At 33.5% G+C, this 18,628-nt stretch carries 19 protein-coding genes; 7 read left to right on the top strand and 12 right to left on the bottom strand.

Annotated elements, in window-relative coordinates; genetic code table 11:
- Positions 1 to 408: 408 nt before the first annotated feature.
- Together ACQKCJ_RS05530 and ACQKCJ_RS05525 are read right to left on the bottom strand one after the other, a co-directional pair.
- The gene (locus ACQKCJ_RS05530) at positions 409 to 924 is read right to left on the bottom strand and encodes a thioredoxin domain-containing protein (protein WP_427401549.1); all 516 of its coding nucleotides are present in this window, start codon (positions 922 to 924) and stop codon (positions 409 to 411) included.
- A gap of 99 nt (positions 925 to 1,023) precedes the next feature.
- Complete coding sequence (locus ACQKCJ_RS05525) at positions 1,024 to 2,253, bottom strand: TMEM143 family protein (protein WP_271336499.1); 1,230 nt, start codon at positions 2,251 to 2,253, stop codon at positions 1,024 to 1,026.
- 243 nt (positions 2,254 to 2,496) lie between these two features.
- On the opposite strand from ACQKCJ_RS05525, the gene ACQKCJ_RS05520 reads away from it, so the two are divergent.
- The 4 genes from ACQKCJ_RS05520 (at position 2,497) to ACQKCJ_RS05505 (ending at position 5,039) form a co-directional block, all read left to right on the top strand.
- Positions 2,497 to 2,922, top strand: coding sequence for a DoxX family protein (locus ACQKCJ_RS05520; RefSeq protein WP_271336498.1), 426 nt, complete (start codon positions 2,497 to 2,499; stop codon positions 2,920 to 2,922).
- Between the two features lie 142 nt (positions 2,923 to 3,064).
- Positions 3,065 to 3,670 (top strand): YkgJ family cysteine cluster protein, encoded by a 606-nt coding sequence (locus ACQKCJ_RS05515; protein WP_271336497.1) that lies wholly within the window; start codon positions 3,065 to 3,067, stop codon positions 3,668 to 3,670.
- Between the two features lie 669 nt (positions 3,671 to 4,339).
- Entirely contained in the window at positions 4,340 to 4,576 is a 237-nt protein-coding gene (locus ACQKCJ_RS05510) for a hypothetical protein (protein WP_427401548.1), read from the top strand.
- A 61-nt stretch (positions 4,577 to 4,637) separates the two neighbouring features.
- A complete protein-coding gene (locus ACQKCJ_RS05505) occupies positions 4,638 to 5,039 on the top strand; it encodes a S24 family peptidase (RefSeq protein WP_427401547.1) in 402 nt (133 codons plus the stop codon).
- Between the two features lie 271 nt (positions 5,040 to 5,310).
- Here the strand turns inward: ACQKCJ_RS05505 and ACQKCJ_RS05500 are convergent, their stop codons facing one another.
- From ACQKCJ_RS05500 to ACQKCJ_RS05490, 3 genes are all read right to left on the bottom strand, one after another.
- Positions 5,311 to 5,778, bottom strand: a complete 468-nt coding sequence (locus tag ACQKCJ_RS05500) for a hypothetical protein (protein WP_427401546.1) — start codon at positions 5,776 to 5,778, stop codon at positions 5,311 to 5,313.
- 353 nt (positions 5,779 to 6,131) lie between these two features.
- Complete coding sequence (locus ACQKCJ_RS05495) at positions 6,132 to 6,845, bottom strand: LytR/AlgR family response regulator transcription factor (protein WP_271336494.1); 714 nt, start codon at positions 6,843 to 6,845, stop codon at positions 6,132 to 6,134.
- Positions 6,815 to 7,816: a sensor histidine kinase gene (locus ACQKCJ_RS05490; protein ID WP_271336493.1), complete on the bottom strand. Its 1,002-nt coding sequence runs from the start codon at positions 7,814 to 7,816 to the stop codon at positions 6,815 to 6,817. The genes ACQKCJ_RS05495 and ACQKCJ_RS05490 overlap by 31 nt, the downstream gene beginning before the upstream one ends.
- A 180-nt stretch (positions 7,817 to 7,996) precedes the next feature.
- Between ACQKCJ_RS05490 and ACQKCJ_RS05485 the strand changes: the two genes are divergently transcribed.
- From ACQKCJ_RS05485 to ACQKCJ_RS05475, 3 genes are all read left to right on the top strand, one after another.
- Entirely contained in the window at positions 7,997 to 8,977 is a 981-nt protein-coding gene (locus ACQKCJ_RS05485; protein ID WP_427401545.1) for a hypothetical protein, read from the top strand.
- Positions 8,978 to 9,046: 69 nt separating this feature from the next.
- A complete protein-coding gene (locus ACQKCJ_RS05480; RefSeq protein WP_271336491.1) occupies positions 9,047 to 9,259 on the top strand; it encodes a hypothetical protein in 213 nt (70 codons plus the stop codon).
- Between the two features lie 124 nt (positions 9,260 to 9,383).
- The gene (locus ACQKCJ_RS05475; protein WP_427401544.1) at positions 9,384 to 10,913 is read left to right on the top strand and encodes a SulP family inorganic anion transporter; all 1,530 of its coding nucleotides are present in this window, start codon (positions 9,384 to 9,386) and stop codon (positions 10,911 to 10,913) included.
- Between the two features lie 246 nt (positions 10,914 to 11,159).
- On the opposite strand, the gene ACQKCJ_RS05470 is transcribed toward ACQKCJ_RS05475, so the two are convergent.
- The 7 genes from ACQKCJ_RS05470 to ACQKCJ_RS05440 all read right to left on the bottom strand — a co-directional run bounded on the left by ACQKCJ_RS05470 (position 11,160) and on the right by ACQKCJ_RS05440 (position 18,559).
- The gene (locus tag ACQKCJ_RS05470) at positions 11,160 to 12,362 is read right to left on the bottom strand and encodes an ectonucleotide pyrophosphatase/phosphodiesterase (protein WP_427401543.1); all 1,203 of its coding nucleotides are present in this window, start codon (positions 12,360 to 12,362) and stop codon (positions 11,160 to 11,162) included.
- Between the two features lie 226 nt (positions 12,363 to 12,588).
- Positions 12,589 to 14,217, bottom strand: coding sequence for a chaperonin GroEL (groL, locus tag ACQKCJ_RS05465; protein ID WP_271337614.1), 1,629 nt, complete (start codon positions 14,215 to 14,217; stop codon positions 12,589 to 12,591).
- 71 nt (positions 14,218 to 14,288) lie between these two features.
- On the bottom strand, positions 14,289 to 14,564 hold the full coding sequence (locus ACQKCJ_RS05460) for a co-chaperone GroES (RefSeq protein ID WP_007806577.1): 276 nt from the start codon (positions 14,562 to 14,564) through the stop codon (positions 14,289 to 14,291).
- A 142-nt stretch (positions 14,565 to 14,706) separates the two neighbouring features.
- On the bottom strand, positions 14,707 to 15,039 hold the full coding sequence (secG, locus tag ACQKCJ_RS05455; RefSeq protein ID WP_271337615.1) for a preprotein translocase subunit SecG: 333 nt from the start codon (positions 15,037 to 15,039) through the stop codon (positions 14,707 to 14,709).
- Positions 15,040 to 15,042: 3 nt separating this feature from the next.
- Positions 15,043 to 15,909 (bottom strand): tetratricopeptide repeat protein, encoded by an 867-nt coding sequence (locus ACQKCJ_RS05450; RefSeq protein WP_427401556.1) that lies wholly within the window; start codon positions 15,907 to 15,909, stop codon positions 15,043 to 15,045.
- A gap of 735 nt (positions 15,910 to 16,644) precedes the next feature.
- Complete coding sequence (locus ACQKCJ_RS05445; protein WP_271337617.1) at positions 16,645 to 17,148, bottom strand: LptE family protein; 504 nt, start codon at positions 17,146 to 17,148, stop codon at positions 16,645 to 16,647.
- A 157-nt stretch (positions 17,149 to 17,305) separates the two neighbouring features.
- Positions 17,306 to 18,559, bottom strand: coding sequence for a sigma-54 interaction domain-containing protein (locus tag ACQKCJ_RS05440; RefSeq protein WP_271337618.1), 1,254 nt, complete (start codon positions 18,557 to 18,559; stop codon positions 17,306 to 17,308).
- Positions 18,560 to 18,628: the final 69 nt, after the last annotated feature.

Genomic DNA, 18,628 nt, shown 5'->3' with positions numbered 1-18,628 from the left:
CCGAAGGACTGAACTTAATTAAGTGAGTAGTAAATGAATGTTACCTATGAAGGCACGAATGCAGAAAATATCAAGTAATTTGATAACTACCTTGGAAAGGATAGGACGGAATCCGACAGCTACCAGGGAGTGCAGACCTTTATTGGGATAACTGAAAACAACCTCACGGAAGTACTTTAGGTTAGGTATCTATCTTAAAATGTATCGTAAATTAAGAACCGCCTTGGTACGGATCCGTATGCCGGGTGGTGTGGAAGGTCGCCTAGGGAATTAATCCCTAGGCTCCTATCCGATTGTCTTTTAATAAGTAAAAAGACTGATAATAGAACGTTAACGAAAATTAAAGGTTATCAAGTTTTGGCTTGATCCGGATTTAGTTTGATTAAGCTCGCCAGCTGTTTATTTTTATTACTTTTTCAGGCTTTCAAAAATAAATCTTTCTCTTCTTGGCGTCATCACCATTTTTATAAAATCATCAATTCTATAAGGTTGTTCCATGAACCAGAAAGACCCCATTATAAAATTCAAATCTTCGCCTTTTTTACCTATTTTTGAGAAACGCGGTACAAAATTCTGCCAGTCTCTGCAACCTAAAATATCACCTAGTTTTATGGTATCTTTTTCACAGTTAGAAAGAGAAGAGACATCTGCCTGAATAAAAGTAAAATTTTTTAATTTCGTTTTAAACAGGTTATTTTCTTTAATCATTTTTTTAAATTTCACACATGGGCCACACCAGCTTGCGCTATAATAAAGTACAGGGATTTTCCCTTTTTTAAATTCATTATTTACAATACTGTCATATTGTTTGAGAGTATAGTGATTCTCTAAAATAATTAAGTCTAATTTATTAGCTTTATTATTTTGTGCAGAAGAAAGAACAGAAAAAAAGACCAAGAAAAAAAGGCTCAATAATGACTTCATAAGGTTTGTAAATTTGAAGTGAATTTAGAATAAATTAGAAATAAAAAAAAATATTTTGTTGTTCATTCATAATCATTAAGCTTAAAGAATGTTATAAACCTACTTCTGGTTATACTCAAAAACATTATCCCACAATTCATCAATCGTGATCAGCGCTTTGTCTAAAGCAATAACTTCCCATTTTCCGTTGGTTTCTACACCAAGACCAATGCTCTTTAGTTTCAGTAAAGAGTCTTTTACGTTAAAGTCAAGATCCGTTTTTAATTGAGTTAGAAACCAGTTTTCAATCTGCTCATCAAGTTCGTCAGCAGTCAAAGGTTTGTTGCTTCTGTATAAAAAAGTATAAGCCAAAACAGTTTCCTTAAGCACTTCTTCTTCAGATGAGTTTAATAGCGAATAAAAGGCGCCGCTGTTGTTTCCCAGATTCTTAAAATAAAGACTATCCGAGAGTATTTTAGAATATTTGATCTTCTTGTTGACAAAATTACTGTATTGGCGAAACAAGTACAGCGACAATATTCCCAACGCAATTAAGCCTTGATTAAGAGAGGCTTTACTATTTAATAAATCAATTGCCTCGCCAGATTGATATGCCGCATACATGCCAATCAAAGCCGGAATTACAGTCGTACTTAATAATGAGATTCCGCCGCCAATACCAGGAACCCAAAAGAATAATTTGTCTTTGGCAGACATTCTCGGTATTGCATTTGGAAAAATTGTTTCGATGTCGTTTTTAGGAACACGTTTAAAGATTTTTAAAGCAATAGTTCCTGGATCAATAGGCATTTTGCCTAATTTTACCTTGTTCTCACTTAGATAATCTTTCTCATTATAGTTCAGGTAAATCAGGACACGATCATAATAGTCGATCTCAATTTCTTTTTTCCAGAAAATAAACTTCTTAACTTTTTCCTTCGCTTTATGATGACCCCGAACGTAGAGTTCATAATCTTTAAAAGCATTAAAATCTATAGAAAGATTCAAGCCAATTAAATCTGAATCTTCAAAAGCTTTCTTTAAAGTTTCCTCATCAATACGACGATAATTTCCCTGTTCTAAAACCTTAAGAAGTGTTTCTTTGAAAATATTAAAATCACTTTTGCCTAAAAATTCTTCACGTTCCTTAAGGCTTAAATCCGGATCGAATAAGGCGTAATGTTGTTTTAGATTTCGGTTGAGATTAAAAGCTTCATAATGAAAATAATGTTCGATAATATCAAATAATTTCTTGAAATCGTCGACCTTTTTTTGATCTTCAGAGAAAGAGGTAATTTGTTGTTCGAGTAAGAATTCCTTGTTAAAGGGAATATAATGTTCTCGTGTCATACAGATTTTTGGGCTTTAATTTTGGACTATTCAGAGAACGCAAAAGTACTATAGGAAATTTGATTTTTGAACTGATTTTGAATTAAAAATTAGTTATTTTATTGAGAAGCTCAATGAGGTTAATCACATGGATATTAAACAACAATGATATAAAAACTTTGAAAAAAAGTGTACTTTATATTGTTGTAAATTTGAGAAGATCACTTTTTAAGAGAAACAAAACTTAAGCAATAAATATTTGATATGGAAAATATAAAAACATCTAAAGCTCAGAATTTTTTCAGGATACTTTTGGGAATCTTCATGATAACGGCCGCCATTGGTCATTTTACTTTTCAAAGAACCGATTTTCAGGCACAAGTCCCTAATTGGGTTCCTGTTAATAAAGACCTCGTTGTCATACTCTCCGGAATCGTTGAGATTATATTAGGTCTGAGTATGATATTTCTAACAAAGTATAAAGTACACGCAGGAATCGCGCTGGCACTATTTTACGTATTGGTTTTTCCGGGAAATATCGCTCAATACTTAAATGGTACAGATGCTTTTGGACTCGACACAGATCAAGCCCGTTTAATGCGATTGTTTTTTCAGCCCGTACTGTTTTTTCTCGCTTTATGGTCTACTAATGCCCTTGCTTTTATATCCAAAAAAATCAAAGGATTGTAATGTAACTGTTTTTAAATGATGAAATTACCATAAGTAAAGGCTCGAAGTTTATACTTTGTAATTTGGATTTTGTTTTATTTTTCCCAATTAAATCGCACTTCTGGCCAGAGTCATTTCTATTAGCCTACCTTACACAAAAAAGATGGCAATAGAAGATAAAGTTAGGCAGGTTGAAGAATTATTTGACCGCCTGGAAATTGAAATTACTGCTTTCCAGTCAGAGACACATTTGTATTGTAACGCAGGTTGCGGTAAATGCTGTACGACACCAAATATTGATGCTTCGCCTTTGGAATTTTTGCCGTGGGCATTTCATTTATTTTTAAATGGAAAAGCCGAAGAAACCTTAGTATTATTAAACAATACGACTTCAAACAATTGCCTTATATATCGTCCGCTTTCAGTATTAGAACATAAAGGGAGCTGCAGTAATTATCGCTATCGCGGATTAATATGCCGACTTTTTGGTTATGCTGCCAATACTGATAAATACGGAAAACTAAGACTGGCTACCTGCAGAATCATAAAAGAACAGCAACAAGAAAACTTTGAGAAGGCCGAAGAAGCAATTAATAATGGAATAAACGTTCCTATTTTTACCAATTATTACATGCAACTGGCACAAATTGATCTCAGAATGGGAGTTATTCTGCTCCCTATAAACGAGGCGTTAAAGATAGCAATCGAAGAAGTTTTGCATTATTATGCTTACAGACCATTTCCTGATGGATTGGGTAATATTGCATAAAAAACGATTGTAGAAATATTAAAGTAAAGAATATTCTAATAGCTATGAAAATTGATAATGCAAATTTGCAATCAGTTAGTTTAAAAAACAATGCAATTATGTATCACTTCTATAAAAAATGAGGGAGTAGTAGGTAGCTCCCCCATTTATAATACAACAATAAAGAAAACATGAACTTAAAAAAATTATTGTATTTAAATTTAACCAACTTACTAACTATAAATATTTATAAAAAAACTCAGAATACAATTCAAAACTGCTTGTGATATATTATTGCCGTAATTTTTGCTTAAGTTAAAAAAGCAAGATTTTTATATTAAAAAACATCCTAAACGAGGCGCGATCTCCATGCTTCAGGTAAAGACCGTTTTTTACTGCAAATCATTCTGGGATTTATTTATTTATGAAAACTAAATAAGTCGTCTGCAGTTTTTTTTCTAACGATTTGTAATCCAGTTTTATATTATCTGCTGTGCTACTATTATAATGACCGCTTAAACACTGTCGAACATAAAAAGCAGTTATCCTGTATTTCTCTGCCAAAGCCTTAATGATACCCTGATCGTAGGTTTGTCCATTGCTCAGTTTGTTTCTTATTGAGTAGTAAATGTAGTATGATATTTACTAACTAACAGATAAAAAGTAGGATTTTTTCTAAAAAATAGCTTTATGTTAGAAAACACGTTACAGAGAATCAAGCAGTATATTGATTATAAGGGTATTAGAGTGAGTGCTTTCGAAAGAGAAATAGGCATGTCTAATGGCTCATTTGCCAGTCAATTGAAGAAAAACAAAACAATTGGACTGGATAAATTAGAAAATATCATAAAAAGATACCCGGATATTGACCTAAATTGGCTTTTAACCGGGACCGGATATATGATAAAATTAAATATTTTAGAATAAAATGACAGAATATTCTATAAAAAATTAGATAAAGTAGAAGAAAATCCTGACTTACCACTTTATGATATTCAAAACCACTGCGGGAATTATCTATTTGTTTGGTGACAATGAAAATCAAAAGCCTGTTGAGTTTATAAGTGTTCCAAAAACCTCTAATTGCGACGGAGCATTGTATGTAACTGGCGATAGTATGCATCCTTTATTAAAGAGCGGAGATATTGCTTTATATAAAAAGATATTTAATCTCCAAAACAATATTATTTGGGGCGAAATGTATTTGATTTATGTAAATAATTACGGCAATGAATCTTTTTTTACCCGTTATTTAAAACAATCTGAACGTGAATCATACGTGCAATTTGTAGCATTAAACCCAGATCATCAAACTATAGAATTTCCTGTAAGCAGTATAAAAGCACTAGCTTTAGTAAAAGGTTTTATAAGAGTCAATTCTTTGTTTTAAGATAAGTCAAAAAAAAAATGAGATTTTAATCGTTAATACCGATTAGAAATCTCATTTAATTGTTCCAAAAAAATGACAACATTTTAATAATTTTCCGGAAAGGAAAATTATAATCTCAAGTAAAAATTATTTACTGCAATTTTAGCAATAAAAAAAAATCTGACAATGCGTATTTATACGTGTTTTTGGGATTTTTTTTTGGAGAAAAACGGGAAGCTGTAATGCTTTTCGAAAATCTGTTTCCGCGATAAAAAGGGTGTGTTTTTTGAATCTAATTAAGTTCAGTCTTTTTCAATTCAATTATCTTTTCAATATATTGTATTAGATTCTCTCTTTCTAACGAAAATAAAGCCGTTTCGTCTTCAGTCGTTAAGTATAGATTGGCAATACTTTCGGCATCCATTTTGTTTTTTAAGTATTGATCTTCAACATATTTTATAAGATTGTCTAAAAAAAGCTCGTGTATTCTTCCTTTTTCCAGTATTTCTTCGTCACCTTCTTTTATTTTGTCCATTTCAGATTCAGGTAAATCTATCGTAAGATAAGTGTAATCTACAGGAACTTTTTCAATCATTTCTCTGGTAACTGTTCCCGTGCCTAAACAATATGCACAAGGCCCAGGAGCCCATTTTAACACCTTTTGTAAACGGTGTATATCATCCCAGTCTACAAATGTTGTACCTAAACATCTTGGGCATTCTAAAGTTGATTTCTTAAATAGGGACTTAAAAAGCATCATTTTTCGACAATTAATTAAAAGGATCTGTGGCTTGGCGAATATAATTATTTATGTAAGAAAAATTAGTTTGATAATCATTTTTTTTAGAAGTAAAGAATTATGAGCAAGTAAAATAACAAGTTTTGAATTTTAATACTGCCTTTTTAATGCAGATTTAATTTTTAATGACAGTTATTGATTCTATATAATTTGCTGTTTCTAAACCCGACAGGTTTTTGAAACCTGTCGGGTTTATTTCCGGTTATTAATCGAGATAATAGGATGTTTCAGAATTGATAATCGCCTTATAATTTGTTTTTAATACAGAAAAGTCAATAAAAATTAAGCTTTTTAAATTATCTGATTTTTTTACATTACCTAATTATCAAGTTGTCCAATAAAATCTGATATTTCCTTCCCACAGGAATAATTTCATTATTAGACATTGTGAGAGATTTATATGTTACAGAACTAATTTCGCGGGTATTTACAATAAAAGAACGATGGACTTGCAGGAAATCAGTACTGTCAATTTCGCTACTTATACTTGCCAGCGAACCATAAATAATCATAGGCGATTTTAGTTTTTTGTTGTATAACTTCATATAATTGCCCAGGCTTTCGATATAAATAATATCACTTAAAAGCGTGTCGGTCATTTGGCCATTTATGCGTTGCGAAAGTACTTTTTCGCAAGTACTGATTTCCTTTTTTGCGTTTTTTCCTGAGTAATAAGTTTTAGCTTTTTCGATTGCCTTAGAAAATTTTTCAAACGATATGGGTTTAAGCAAATAATCGATCGCATCATTTTGATACGCCGAAAGAGCGAAATCAGAATAAGCCGTTGTTACAATGGTAAGTGGTCTTTTGGGTTGTAGTTCCATCAGTTCAACGCCGGAGATTACAGGCATATTAATATCCAGAAAGATAATGTCGTACGCGTTTTCGTTGAGCATTTTTACCGCTTCCATACCGCTAAAAGCACTTCCGGAATGTTCCAGATCATCAAATTTAGAGATATGCGATGCGAGCGCTTTATGTGCCGGAGATTCATCGTCTATGATAAGACAGCGGTAGGTAAGTGCCATATATTTAGTTTTACGATAAAGATATTCTTTTCTTTCTTACAGTTCAGTTCATGTTTTAATCCATAAACTTCAAGACGCCTTTTTAGGTTTTCGATTCCAATTCCCGTACTTGAAAGTCTGGAACCCTCATCAAGATAATTATTCTTTACAGTAAAAGACAATTGATTGCATTTTACCTTTACATCTACAATAATAAAAGGTTTAGAAGTTTCTGCAGAGAATTTAACGGCATTTTCTACCAAAGGCAAAAAGAACAAAGGCGGAATATCGATATTGTCAAAATTGCCTTCAAAATTCTGGGTAACCACAAGCCGTTCGTTCTGGAAAGTATAATATTCGATGTATTTTTTTATAAACGCAATTTCTTCTTCTAATAAAACATAATCTTTTTTAGAAGCTTCAATCTGATAGCGCAGCATGTCTGAAAGGTTCAGGATTCTGTCCGGTAATTTATCAGGATCAGATAAGGATTCTCCGTATAAATTATTCATGGCATTTAGTAAAAAATGCGGATTCAATTGCTGTTTCAAAAACGAAAGCTCTGATTTGAAATTCATGATATCCTTATCTGCCTCCGTAATTTTTTTGGTGATCACAACGTGAATAAAATAAAAAAAGATTCCATTGATAATAAGAGAAAGAATCTGAAGGGTTTTTAAGGCTCCCAGACCTACTACTGGAAAAAGCCAGCTCATGAAAAAATAAAATGCAGTCCAATAAACGACAAGCAATATAAAAAAGGTCTTAATTTTTTTTTGAAATAAAAAGGGTTTAATAATAAAGATGTTGAAGCACGTTACCCAAACAATAGAAGGGAAATAGCCTACTCCGATTTTACTGAAAATATAAGTCCAGTGGTGTCCGCTTAATTTTACTTCATCATAAACACAAGCCAGAATTACCAAATAAATAAGTGCATTTACAATGAGGTTTCGGAGAAAAAAGTTCTGATAAATTTTAAGAATTTTCATAACGGCAAAAATAGTCTAATATTATAGTTTGTAAAGCTTTGCGAAGCATAAATTATGCAAACGCCATTGGTATAAATGTTACGCCGTTTGTATAAATTTGCTATTATAATAGAAGCTTGGCAATTACTTTTGCCTGGGTTTTTAAGTCTTTTTTAAACAAATTTAATTTTACACCAATTTATGAAAACAAAATTCTTGTACGTTTTATTCATATGTGCGTCTATACGAACAATGGCTCAGGAAAAAGATGCGCCAATGAAAACGGTTGTAAAATCGATAACAGATAAATTTCCGACCACGAGAATCTTTGATGTGCAATACGAACAGTTGGGGCCAACAAATTTTGATTCGAAGCTTTTTGGAAACCGTTCGGAAAGAGGCAGGATCGATACGCACAACCGACTAAAAGTAGCAATTAATGTTCCTTTTTATGCAACCGAATCAAAACGTTTTGTTGTAACAGGTTCTTTGCGTTATAAATATGAAACGTATGGTTTTGGAGATATTTATAATGTTAATTCGGCAGTGCCATACACCAGGCCAAATCAGGAAATTCATTATTTTGCCGGAGCAGTGAGCGCAACATATATGTCAATGCTTTTTAAGAAACCGGTTATTTACAATGCAACGGCAACAGTCGACGGGAACGAAGATAATGTACAGCGTGTTAAAGGTTTTGTTACCGCCAATATTGTTCTTAAAAGAACCGCCAATACTACAATCACTATTGGTGCTCTGGCCATGTTAGATCCTTCGTCGATTATACCAGTCACACCTCTTTTTACTTATAATCATAAATTCGAAAACTCAAATTGGGATATTGACTTCATTCTTCCACAGCGTTTGCTGTTCAGAAGAGGGTTGTTGGAAAATGGAAGAATTTCCTTAGGTACTGAATTAAACTCTGAAAGTTTTTACTTAAATTTATCAACGCCGGATTTAAAAGGAATTTATGAGTTAAATCAATTAGAATTGAAGTCCGGTTTTACGTATGAATATCGTTTTTCATCCAAAATAAACGGATTATTTAAAGCGGGTATCAATAATATTTTGAGTACGCGTGTAACAGAAAGGGGTGAACGAACGTCTAATTATGTGTATGATCAGAAAGAAGATGCTCAGGGATATTTTAGGTTTGGAATTTCTTATAATCCTTTTTGATCAGAATTCGTGATTTAGCGCAATTCTATAGTTCGTTTATTATTTGATATAGCATTAAAATAAATAATTATGGTGGTTGAAGTTTTTAAAACAAATGTTCAGAAAGAAGCAGATACAAATTACATTATTGCCGTTATTCAGACCCAATTTCCTGATTATAAAATTAATTTTGATTTAGAAGATTGTGATAAGATATTACGCGTAGAAGGTATAGATCTGGAACCGAAGAACATTATAGACTATGTAAATTGTCTGGGATATACTTGTATAAAATTAGAATAATTATAATATGATAAATTTTATTATTTCTTTGGTTTTACTGTTGTTGAAACAGTTCTAAAATTCCTTTTTAAGTAAGAAAGCTTTCTTCTGTTTGTGCGCATTATTTTTTTAAATTTGTGCTCTTATGAAAAAAGCACTTTCACTCTTTGATTTTTCCCAAAAAGTCAATTACAAAAACGAAATTTTAGCAGGCTTAACCGTTGCCATGACGATGATTCCGGAATCATTGTCATTTGCTATTTTAGCAGGTTTTCCGCCTTTGACAGGTTTATATGCTGCTTTTATTGCAGGTTTGGTTACTGCGATTTTTGGCGGAAGACCCGGAATGATTTCTGGCGGAGCAGGAGCAACCGTTATCGTTTTGATTGCCTTAATGAAATCCCACGGTTTAGAATATGTTTTTGCAGCCGTCGCACTTGGCGGTGTAGTCCAGATTTGCATAGGTCTTTTTAAACTCGGAAAATTTATAAGATTGGTGCCACAACCCGTTATGTTCGGCTTTGTAAACGGATTGGCGGTCGTTATTTTCATGTCGCAATTAGAACAATTTAAAACTATTGTAAACGGTCAGACTTCGTGGTTGCAAGGAACGCCTTTGTATATAATGCTGGGTTTAGTTGCGCTAACAATTGGGATCGTATTGCTTTTTCCGAAACTTACAAAAGCAATTCCGGCTTCTTTGGTCGCTATTGTGGTAGTTTTTGTCCTTGTACTTGTATTTAATATTGAAACAAAAACAGTCGAAGATATTGCATCTGTTCAAGGCGGATTCCCTCCGTTTCATATTCCGAATATTCCAATTTCTTTTGAGACCTTCAAAGTTATATTCCCGTATTCTGTAATTGTTGCCGCAGTTGGTCTGACAGAAGGTTTGTTGACTTTGAATCTTGTCGATGAAATTACGGGAACAAAAGGAAATAGTAATAGAGAATGCATTGCTCAGGGAAGTTCTAATATCTTAAATGGTTTCTTTTTCGGGATGGGAGGCTGCCCGATGATTGCACAAACATTAGTAAATCTTTCAGCGGGATCGAGAGCCCGGCTTTCAGGAATAATTGCTTCTTTGACTATTTTAGTAATCGTACTTTTTGGAGCCCCCATAATTGGCAAATTACCAATGGCGGCTTTAGTAGGAGTTATGATGATGGTTGCAATTACGACTTTTGAGTGGTCAAGTTTCAGGATCATCAACAAGATGCCTAAACATGATATTTTTGTGGGGATTTTAGTGGCGATAGTTACTATTGTGTTGCATAATCTGGCTTTGGCAGTTTTAATTGGGGTTATTATTTCGGCACTTGTTTTTGCCTGGGAAAGTGCTAAAAGAATTCGCGCCCGACATTTTATTGATGAAGCAGGAGTAAAGCATTACCAAATTTACGGACCGCTTTTCTTTGGTTCGGCAGCAGCTTTTATAGAAAAATTTGATATTGCAAACGATCCGGATCATGTGATTATCGATTTTAAAGAAAGCCGTGTTGCTGATATGTCAGCAATTGAAGCACTGAATAGTTTAACAAAGAAATACAATCAGCTTAATAAGATAGTGGAGCTCCAGCATTTAAGTCCCGACTGTATCGCATTGCTTAAAAATGCCGAAGCTGTTATTAAAGTAAATATGATTGAAGATCCTACCTATAAAGTCGTTAGTTAATTAGAGAATGTGTCAATTAGATAATTAATTACGATGTCTTAAAAATGAAGTTTTTTTAATAGGCTCCAGCTTTAGCTGGAGTAAAAAATAAAATTCTAAAAGGCTTTAGCCGAACTTTAAAGTTCGGCTAAAGCCTTTTCCATTTCATTCAATATCTCCAGCTAAAACTGGGGCTATTCGTATATTTCTAATAGTAGGAAATAAGTATATTAATTCAATTTTAAAATTTTTTAACTGACGCATTCTCTAATTTACCAGCATATTCTTTACTTCGCTAAATTTTCCATCAACATCATCAATTTTAAGATCTAAAAGGTGTGCAATTAAAGGATAGACAGAAACATTTTGAAACGTTTTAACTTCTTTATCTACTTTAAAAGCGGGACCTTTTGCATAAAAAATGGCCTGCATATCTTTTTCTTTATTATCATAGCCATGCGTTCCGCCTTTTATATTTTGAGTTTTACTATTCGCTAAACTATATCCTTTTTTAGCTTCAATAACAAAATCATGCACACGCGGATTCTTTCCGTAATGCAGTCTTTTAGGAACTTCGCCAGATCTCCAGAATTTAATATGAGGGACTTTCTTTAAAGCTTTATAAATTGAATCCTGATAACCCGGTTTTGCCTGAAGACTCATAATAGGATTAATAACGGCTTTGTAGTTCAGCCATTCCGGTTTTAGATAATCCAGAATAACAACTTTTTTATCATTGCTGATAGCTGCCATTCCGTGATCTGAAACAATGATTAAATTAATTTGTTTCCCGATGGATAGGTTATCTAATTTTCGGGATAATTCTCCCATAATCGAATCCATTTTGATTACCATTTTTTTGTTTTCCGGAGAAAGCGGTCCAAAATTATGTCCGGTATGATCGGGTTCATCAAAATATAAAGTAATAAGATGAGGTCGTTGTTTTTCCGGAAGCTGTAACCATTTTAGAACCGTGTCGATTCTGGTTTCGTATGGGATTTTATCATCGTAATTTTTATAGTAAGTTGGTCTTTTTTGATCGGTATCAGATCCCGGCCAGAAAAAAGAAGCCGTTTTTATCCCTTGTTGCTCCGCTACATTCCAAATTGGATTTCCACCATAAAACCTGGAATCATTTTTAGCGTTAGTAGATAGTGCAAAAGATTCGTTTAGCGCTGCATCATAAAATACGTTGTTAATGATGCCGTGATGATCCGGATAAAGACCTGTAACTATCGAATAATGATTAGGGAAGGTTTTACTTGGATAAGAAGGTCGCATTGATTTAGCATGAATACCTTCTTTTGCAATTTGTTTTAGATTCTGGAGATTAAATTGTTTCTGATAATCCCAACGAAATCCATCCATGGAAACCAGAACGACGTAAGTATCTTTATTGGTTTGGGAATGTGCAAGAGTGGTAAGAAGTAAGAATGTGCAAGATAATAGGTGAGTGGTGAGTTTTCTCATTTTGCAATTTTATATAACTGCAAATTTACTGATAAACGATTTTTTAATTAAAAAGAGAATGTTAAACTAAAGAAAAGTTTGCCAGGAGATGTGAAAAAAGTTTGCCACGAATTTTCACGAATTTTTTATGCGCCATAATTAGAAAAATAATTCGTGAAAATTCGTGGCAAAAAAAACGCCAGATAGAACTTCTATCTGGCGTTTAAAGTTTAAGAAGTTAGAACGATTACATCATTCCTGGCATACCGCCACCCATTGGCATTCCGCCTCCGTTTTCTTCTTTAATATCAATTAATGCACATTCTGTAGTAAGGATCATTCCGGCAACAGACGCAGCATTTTCTAATGCTACACGAGTTACTTTTTTAGGATCGATAATTCCAGCTTTAAGCATGTCTACATATTCGTCAGTTTTAGCATTGTAACCAAAGTCACCAGAACCTTCACCAACTTTTGCTACAACTACAGAGCCTTCAAGACCTGCATTTTCAACAATAGTTCTTAATGGAGATTCAACAGCACGAGCTACAATCTGAATTCCCGTTGCTTCGTCAGCGTTATCTGCTTTAATATCAGCTAATGCAGCTTTTGCTCTTAATAAAGCAACACCACCACCAGCAACAATACCTTCTTCAACAGCAGCACGAGTTGCATGTAAAGCATCGTCAACTCTGTCTTTTTTCTCTTTCATTTCAACTTCAGATGCAGCACCAACATAAAGAACAGCAACACCACCAGCTAATTTAGCCAAACGTTCTTGCAATTTTTCTTTGTCATAATCAGAAGTTGTAGCTTCCATTTGACCTTTAATTTGGTTTACACGATTTTTGATCATGTCAGCTTCACCAGCACCACTTACAATAGTAGTGTTATCTTTATCGATAGAAACTCTTTTTGCAGTTCCTAACATTTCGATAGTTGTATTTTCTAAAGTATAACCTCTTTCTTCAGAAATTACAGTTCCACCAGTTAAGATTGCGATATCTTCTAACATTGCTTTTCTTCTGTCTCCAAAACCAGGAGCTTTTACAGCAGCAATTTTAAGAGCACCTCTTAATTTATTAACTACAAGAGTAGAAAGAGCTTCTCCGTCAACATCTTCAGCAATAATCAATAATGGTTTTCCTGATTGAGCAACTGGCTCTAAAACAGGTAGTAATTCTTTAAGAGAAGATACTTTTTTGTCGTATAATAAGATGTATGGAGAGTCTAATTCAACTTCCATTTTCTCAGGATTTGTTACGAAGTAAGGAGAAAGATATCCTCTGTCAAACTGCATACCTTCAACAACATCTACGAAAGTATCAGTTCCTTTAGCTTCTTCAACAGTAATAACACCTTCTTTACCGACTTTTGCAAAAGCAGTAGCGATTAGTTCCCCAATCACTTCGTCATTATTTGCAGAGATAGAAGCAATTTGTTTGATTTTATCAGAATCACTTCCAACTACTTTAGCTTGTTTTGCAAGATCAGCAACGATAGCTTCAACAGCTTTATCGATACCACGTTTCAAATCCATTGGATTTGCACCTGCAGCAACGTTTTTAAGACCTTCTTTTACGATTGCCTGAGCTAAAACTGTAGCAGTTGTAGTTCCGTCACCCGCTAAATCATTAGTTTTAGAAGCAACTTCTTTAACCATTTGCGCGCCCATGTTTTCTAATGGGTCTTTTAATTCGATTTCTTTTGCAACAGAAACACCATCTTTAGTAACAGTTGGTCCACCAAATGATTTCCCGATAATTACATTACGACCTTTTGGTCCAAGAGTTACTTTTACAGCATTTGCTAATGCATCAACACCACGTTTTAATCCGTCACGTGCTTCAATATCAAATTTTATATCTTTTGCCATTTTCTTTTTTGTTTAATGTTTTATTTGTTTCAGGTTTCCCCTAATACTTAATTCTTGAGACCTATGTTTTTTTAGATTATCGCTAAGATATCGTCTTCACGCATAATCAAATAATCAGTTCCTTCAAGTTTTAATTCTGTTCCTGCATATTTACCATAAAGAACAGTATCGCCAACTTTTACGGTCATAGTATGATCTTTAGATCCATTTCCTACTGCAACTACAGTTCCTTTTTGTGGTTTCTCTTTGGCAGTATCTGGAATAAAAATCCCTGACGCAGTTTTAGTCTCAGCTGCAACAGGCTCAATAAGTACGCGGTCTGAAAGCGGTTTAATGTTTAAAGTCATGATTTTATATTATTAATAGTTTATATTTTTTTAATGCTTAAATAACTTTCAGAAATTATGCCATGCTCGTAAAACTGACATTATTTCCTAAAAAAAATGCCAGCTTTGACAGGCTGGCATTTTTATATTTATATCAAAATTATTATTTTGTTGCAGGAGCAGGAGTTTGTTGAGCCGGAGCAGCTGGTGTACTAGCCGCAGGAATCTCAGATTTATCAATAATTTTAGATCCTGTATCGTTTAATGATCCTGTAAAGCTTAAGCTCGAAAGTAAGATTAAAGCAATCAAAATAGTAGCAAGTGTCCAAGTACTTTTATCTAAAAAGTCAGTTGTTTTTTGTACTCCACCTAACATTTGAGTTCCACTAATAGTAGAAGACAATCCGCCACCTTTAGGATTTTGAACCATGATTACTACGATCAATAGAAAGCAAACTATTGTGATTAAAACTAAAAAAATTGAAAATGTGCTCATTGTTTAATTATTATTGTTATTTTGTTGTAAAATCTTTATATCCGAAATACGGTCTGCAAAGAAACTAATTTTTTCTGGATATTTCAAAATTAATATTTCATATGCTTGTATTGCTTTTGTATATTTTTTTTGTTCCAAATATACTCTCGCTAAAGTCTCAGTCATTAAGTAAGAATTATCACCTGTATTAAGGTCAAATTGTACCGCTGGGACTATTGCAGTCTGTTTTATAGGAGATATTTTTGGGTTTGTTTCGATGAATTTATCGATTATTTCAGCCTTTTTCTTTTTCTCATCGTCAACTATTTCAGCTTCAATCTTTGGTTTTACTGTTTTTTCGACTTCTTTTGCTTTCTGAGGACCTTCTTCTGTTCTGTCAATTGGTTCAGTTCGCGCTAATTGCAGCCATTCCTGAAAAGAATGCTTTTCATTAGTAGAGAAATCCAATGGTTTTCCAATTTCCAGATTTTCTTCGGCAATTTTTACGATTTCCGGAACTTCAGTTACCTTCGGTTCTTTAGTTATTTTTGGTTCTTCAAAAACTACTTTTGCTGCTTCTTTGATAGAAATTAAAATAGATTTTTCGATCGGATCGATTCTTACTTCCGGAATTTCATCATCTACTATTTCCTCAAAAAATGTTGGCATCGTTTCTTTATTAGAAGGTAAGACAGTTTGCTCTGCAATTGGTTTTTTTGGTTCTTCTGTTTTTGCAGCTGCTTCAAAAGTTATATTTGATGCTTCTTTGATAGAATCTAAAATAGATTGTTCAATAATTGGATCAATTGGTTTCTCTTCAAATTTCACCGGTTCGTCTGGAGAATTTGGCAGCACCTCTTTAAAAGTATCTAAAATTGATTCTTCTGTAATGACAGGTTCAATTTTGACTTCCTCGATTTTTACCGGTTCTTCAAAAGTGTTTGGTATTACTTCTTTAAAAGTGTCTAAAATTGATTGCTCAGTAATGATTGGCTCAATTTTGATTTCTTCGATTTTTACCGGTTCTTCAAAAGTTTCTGGTGTTGCTTCTTTAAAAGTATCTGAAATAGAGCGTTCAATAACTGGTTCACTCGCTTCGTCTTCTGTTTTTAAAGGCTCTTTAAAAGTAACGTTTGTTGCTTCTCTTATAGAATTCAGAATAGATTGTTCAATTGGATCAATTCGAACTTCAGTTGCTTTTTTGATTTCTTCAAAAGAAACAACTTCGCTGTCGAAAACTTTAATTTCTAAAAGGTCTCTCAGTTTTTGATCATAATATTCGTTCTGAATAGAGGTGAAAGTTTCTGAAGTGATAAAATCGAATAAAACAGCTCGATCAGTTGTATGAGCAGCCGTAACTTTTAATGCATAATTATACTTAAAGCTATTTTGATTGTAAAGACCTTTTAATCGCAATGCTCTGGCACTTTGAAAATAGGGAAATTCATTCAAAACACTTCCTAATGCGTCCGCTTGCTTTTCTGTAATAGCATCGGGTTTGTTCATTAAGTAGGTATAATCAGTTACATTCATTCTTTATTTGTTTAATCGTTTAATTGTTTATGTTTAATCTAAAATTGTTTAATCGTTTCTGCGACTTAACGATTTACCAGTTAAACAAAAAAACTACCATTTTGCCAAAGAATCATTAAAGATATCTTGTGTGATTCTCTCGAATATAGTTTGAATTGCTGTATTTAAAACAGCACTCGTTGGCAATGTTGCACCCGGATAGTCATAATAGAATTCGAATGGTTTCTCGAAATCATCAGTTTCCTTCTTCTTATTTGTAAATCTAACATTAACCCTAATTGTCAAACGGTTTTGAGCCGCCTGCTGATCAGCAGTAGCAGTCATTGGTGTTGTTCTGTAATCTACAATTTCTCCTTCATAAACCAAGTCACCACTATTGCTCACTAAGTTTAGATTGGTCTGATTCTGGATTAAATCCTGTAATGCCAATGTAAATTGTCTGTCAATTCCGGGCTCGATCAAATCAGCATTGTTCTGAAAAAAGTTGACCTGAAAAGTTTTGGCATCAATTTTCCCTGTTCCTGTAAAGTTGTAAACTGAGCAACCGCTTAACATAAAGAGGCTCATTAAGGCTAATAAAGAATATATTTTTTTCATAAAATCAATATAGGTGTGAAATTCCAATTCCTTGAAAAATTCCATTTTTGTAAACTCCAAATTCCAATTCTTGCGAGAATCTCAATTTTTTTCAAATATACTAATTTGGGATTTGGGATTTATTTTTTAGAATTTAAATGGTTGGATTTTTTTATTTTTATAAATCGAATTGTTTAATTTTTCGGTATAAAGTACGTTCAGAAATACCTAATTCATCTGCGGCAGCTTTTCGTTTTCCTTTATTTTTTTCTAATGATTTTTTGATCATTTCGATTTCTTTTTGTTCTAAACGTAAAACTTCTTCCTCCTCAATGGTTTCGGCAAACAGATAATTGTCATCCTGCATCTGATAATTATCCTCGCGCGTTGCAGGAGTCATGACAGCAGTTCTTGGTTCTTCTTCAAAATCTATTTCACTTTCATTTTCCTGAGAACCATATATTTTCTGAATCAAATTTGGGTTGATGTCTTGTACTTTTGTACCATTCTTCATCAATTCAAGGGTAAGTTTCTTCAAATCATTCAGATCACTTTTCATATCAAAAAGAACTTTATATAAAATATCTCTTTCTGTGCTAAAATCACTTTCTTTTTTCTTCTCATTAATTACAGAAGGCAAATTGCTTCCTTCAGTAGGTAAATACGATTTTAGAGTCGCTAATGTAATATCGCGGTTGGTTTCCAGAACAGAGATTTGTTCTGCTACATTTCGCAATTGGCGAATATTTCCGTTCCATCTGAATTTTTGTAAAAGCTGAACCGCATCATCATCTAGTTTCAACGGTGGCATTTTGTATTTGTGCGCAAAATCAGCAACAAATTTTCTGAATAATAAATGGATGTCTTCGTTTCTTTCGCGTAAAGGAGGCAAAGTAATTTCAACAGTAGTCAAACGATAATACAAATCCTCGCGGAATTTTCCTTTTTCAATAGCATTGAATAAGTTTACGTTTGTAGCTGCTACAATTCTAACATTTGTTTTCTGAACCTGAGATGAACCTACTTTGATAAATTCACCATTTTCAAGTACACGAAGCAAACGAACCTGGGTTGTTAGTGGCAATTCGCCCACTTCATCCAGGAAAATTGTTCCGCCATCGGCCACTTCAAAATAACCTTCACGAGTGCTTGTAGCACCTGTAAATGCACCTTTTTCGTGTCCAAAAAGCTCACTGTCAATAGTTCCTTCCGGAATTGCACCACAGTTTACCGCAATATATTTACCATGCTTTCTATGCGAAAGTGAATGTATTATTCTTGGAATATTTTCTTTACCAACACCACTTTCCCCAGTTACCATTACCGAAATATCAGTAGGAGCAACCTGAATGGCTTTTTCGATAGCACGATTTAATTTCGGATCATTTCCAATAATTTCAAATCGCTGTTTTATTGCTTGAACTGTTTCCATGTAAAATTTTGTTTCAAGTTTTTATTTGTTTCAAGTTACGCAATGTACACGAGTCTTAAAAATTACAGA

Source organism: Flavobacterium sp. NPDC079362, assembly GCF_050267765.1.
GTDB lineage: Bacteria > Bacteroidota > Bacteroidia > Flavobacteriales > Flavobacteriaceae > Flavobacterium > Flavobacterium azizsancarii.
This window is presented reverse-complemented; position numbering and strand designations above follow the sequence as displayed.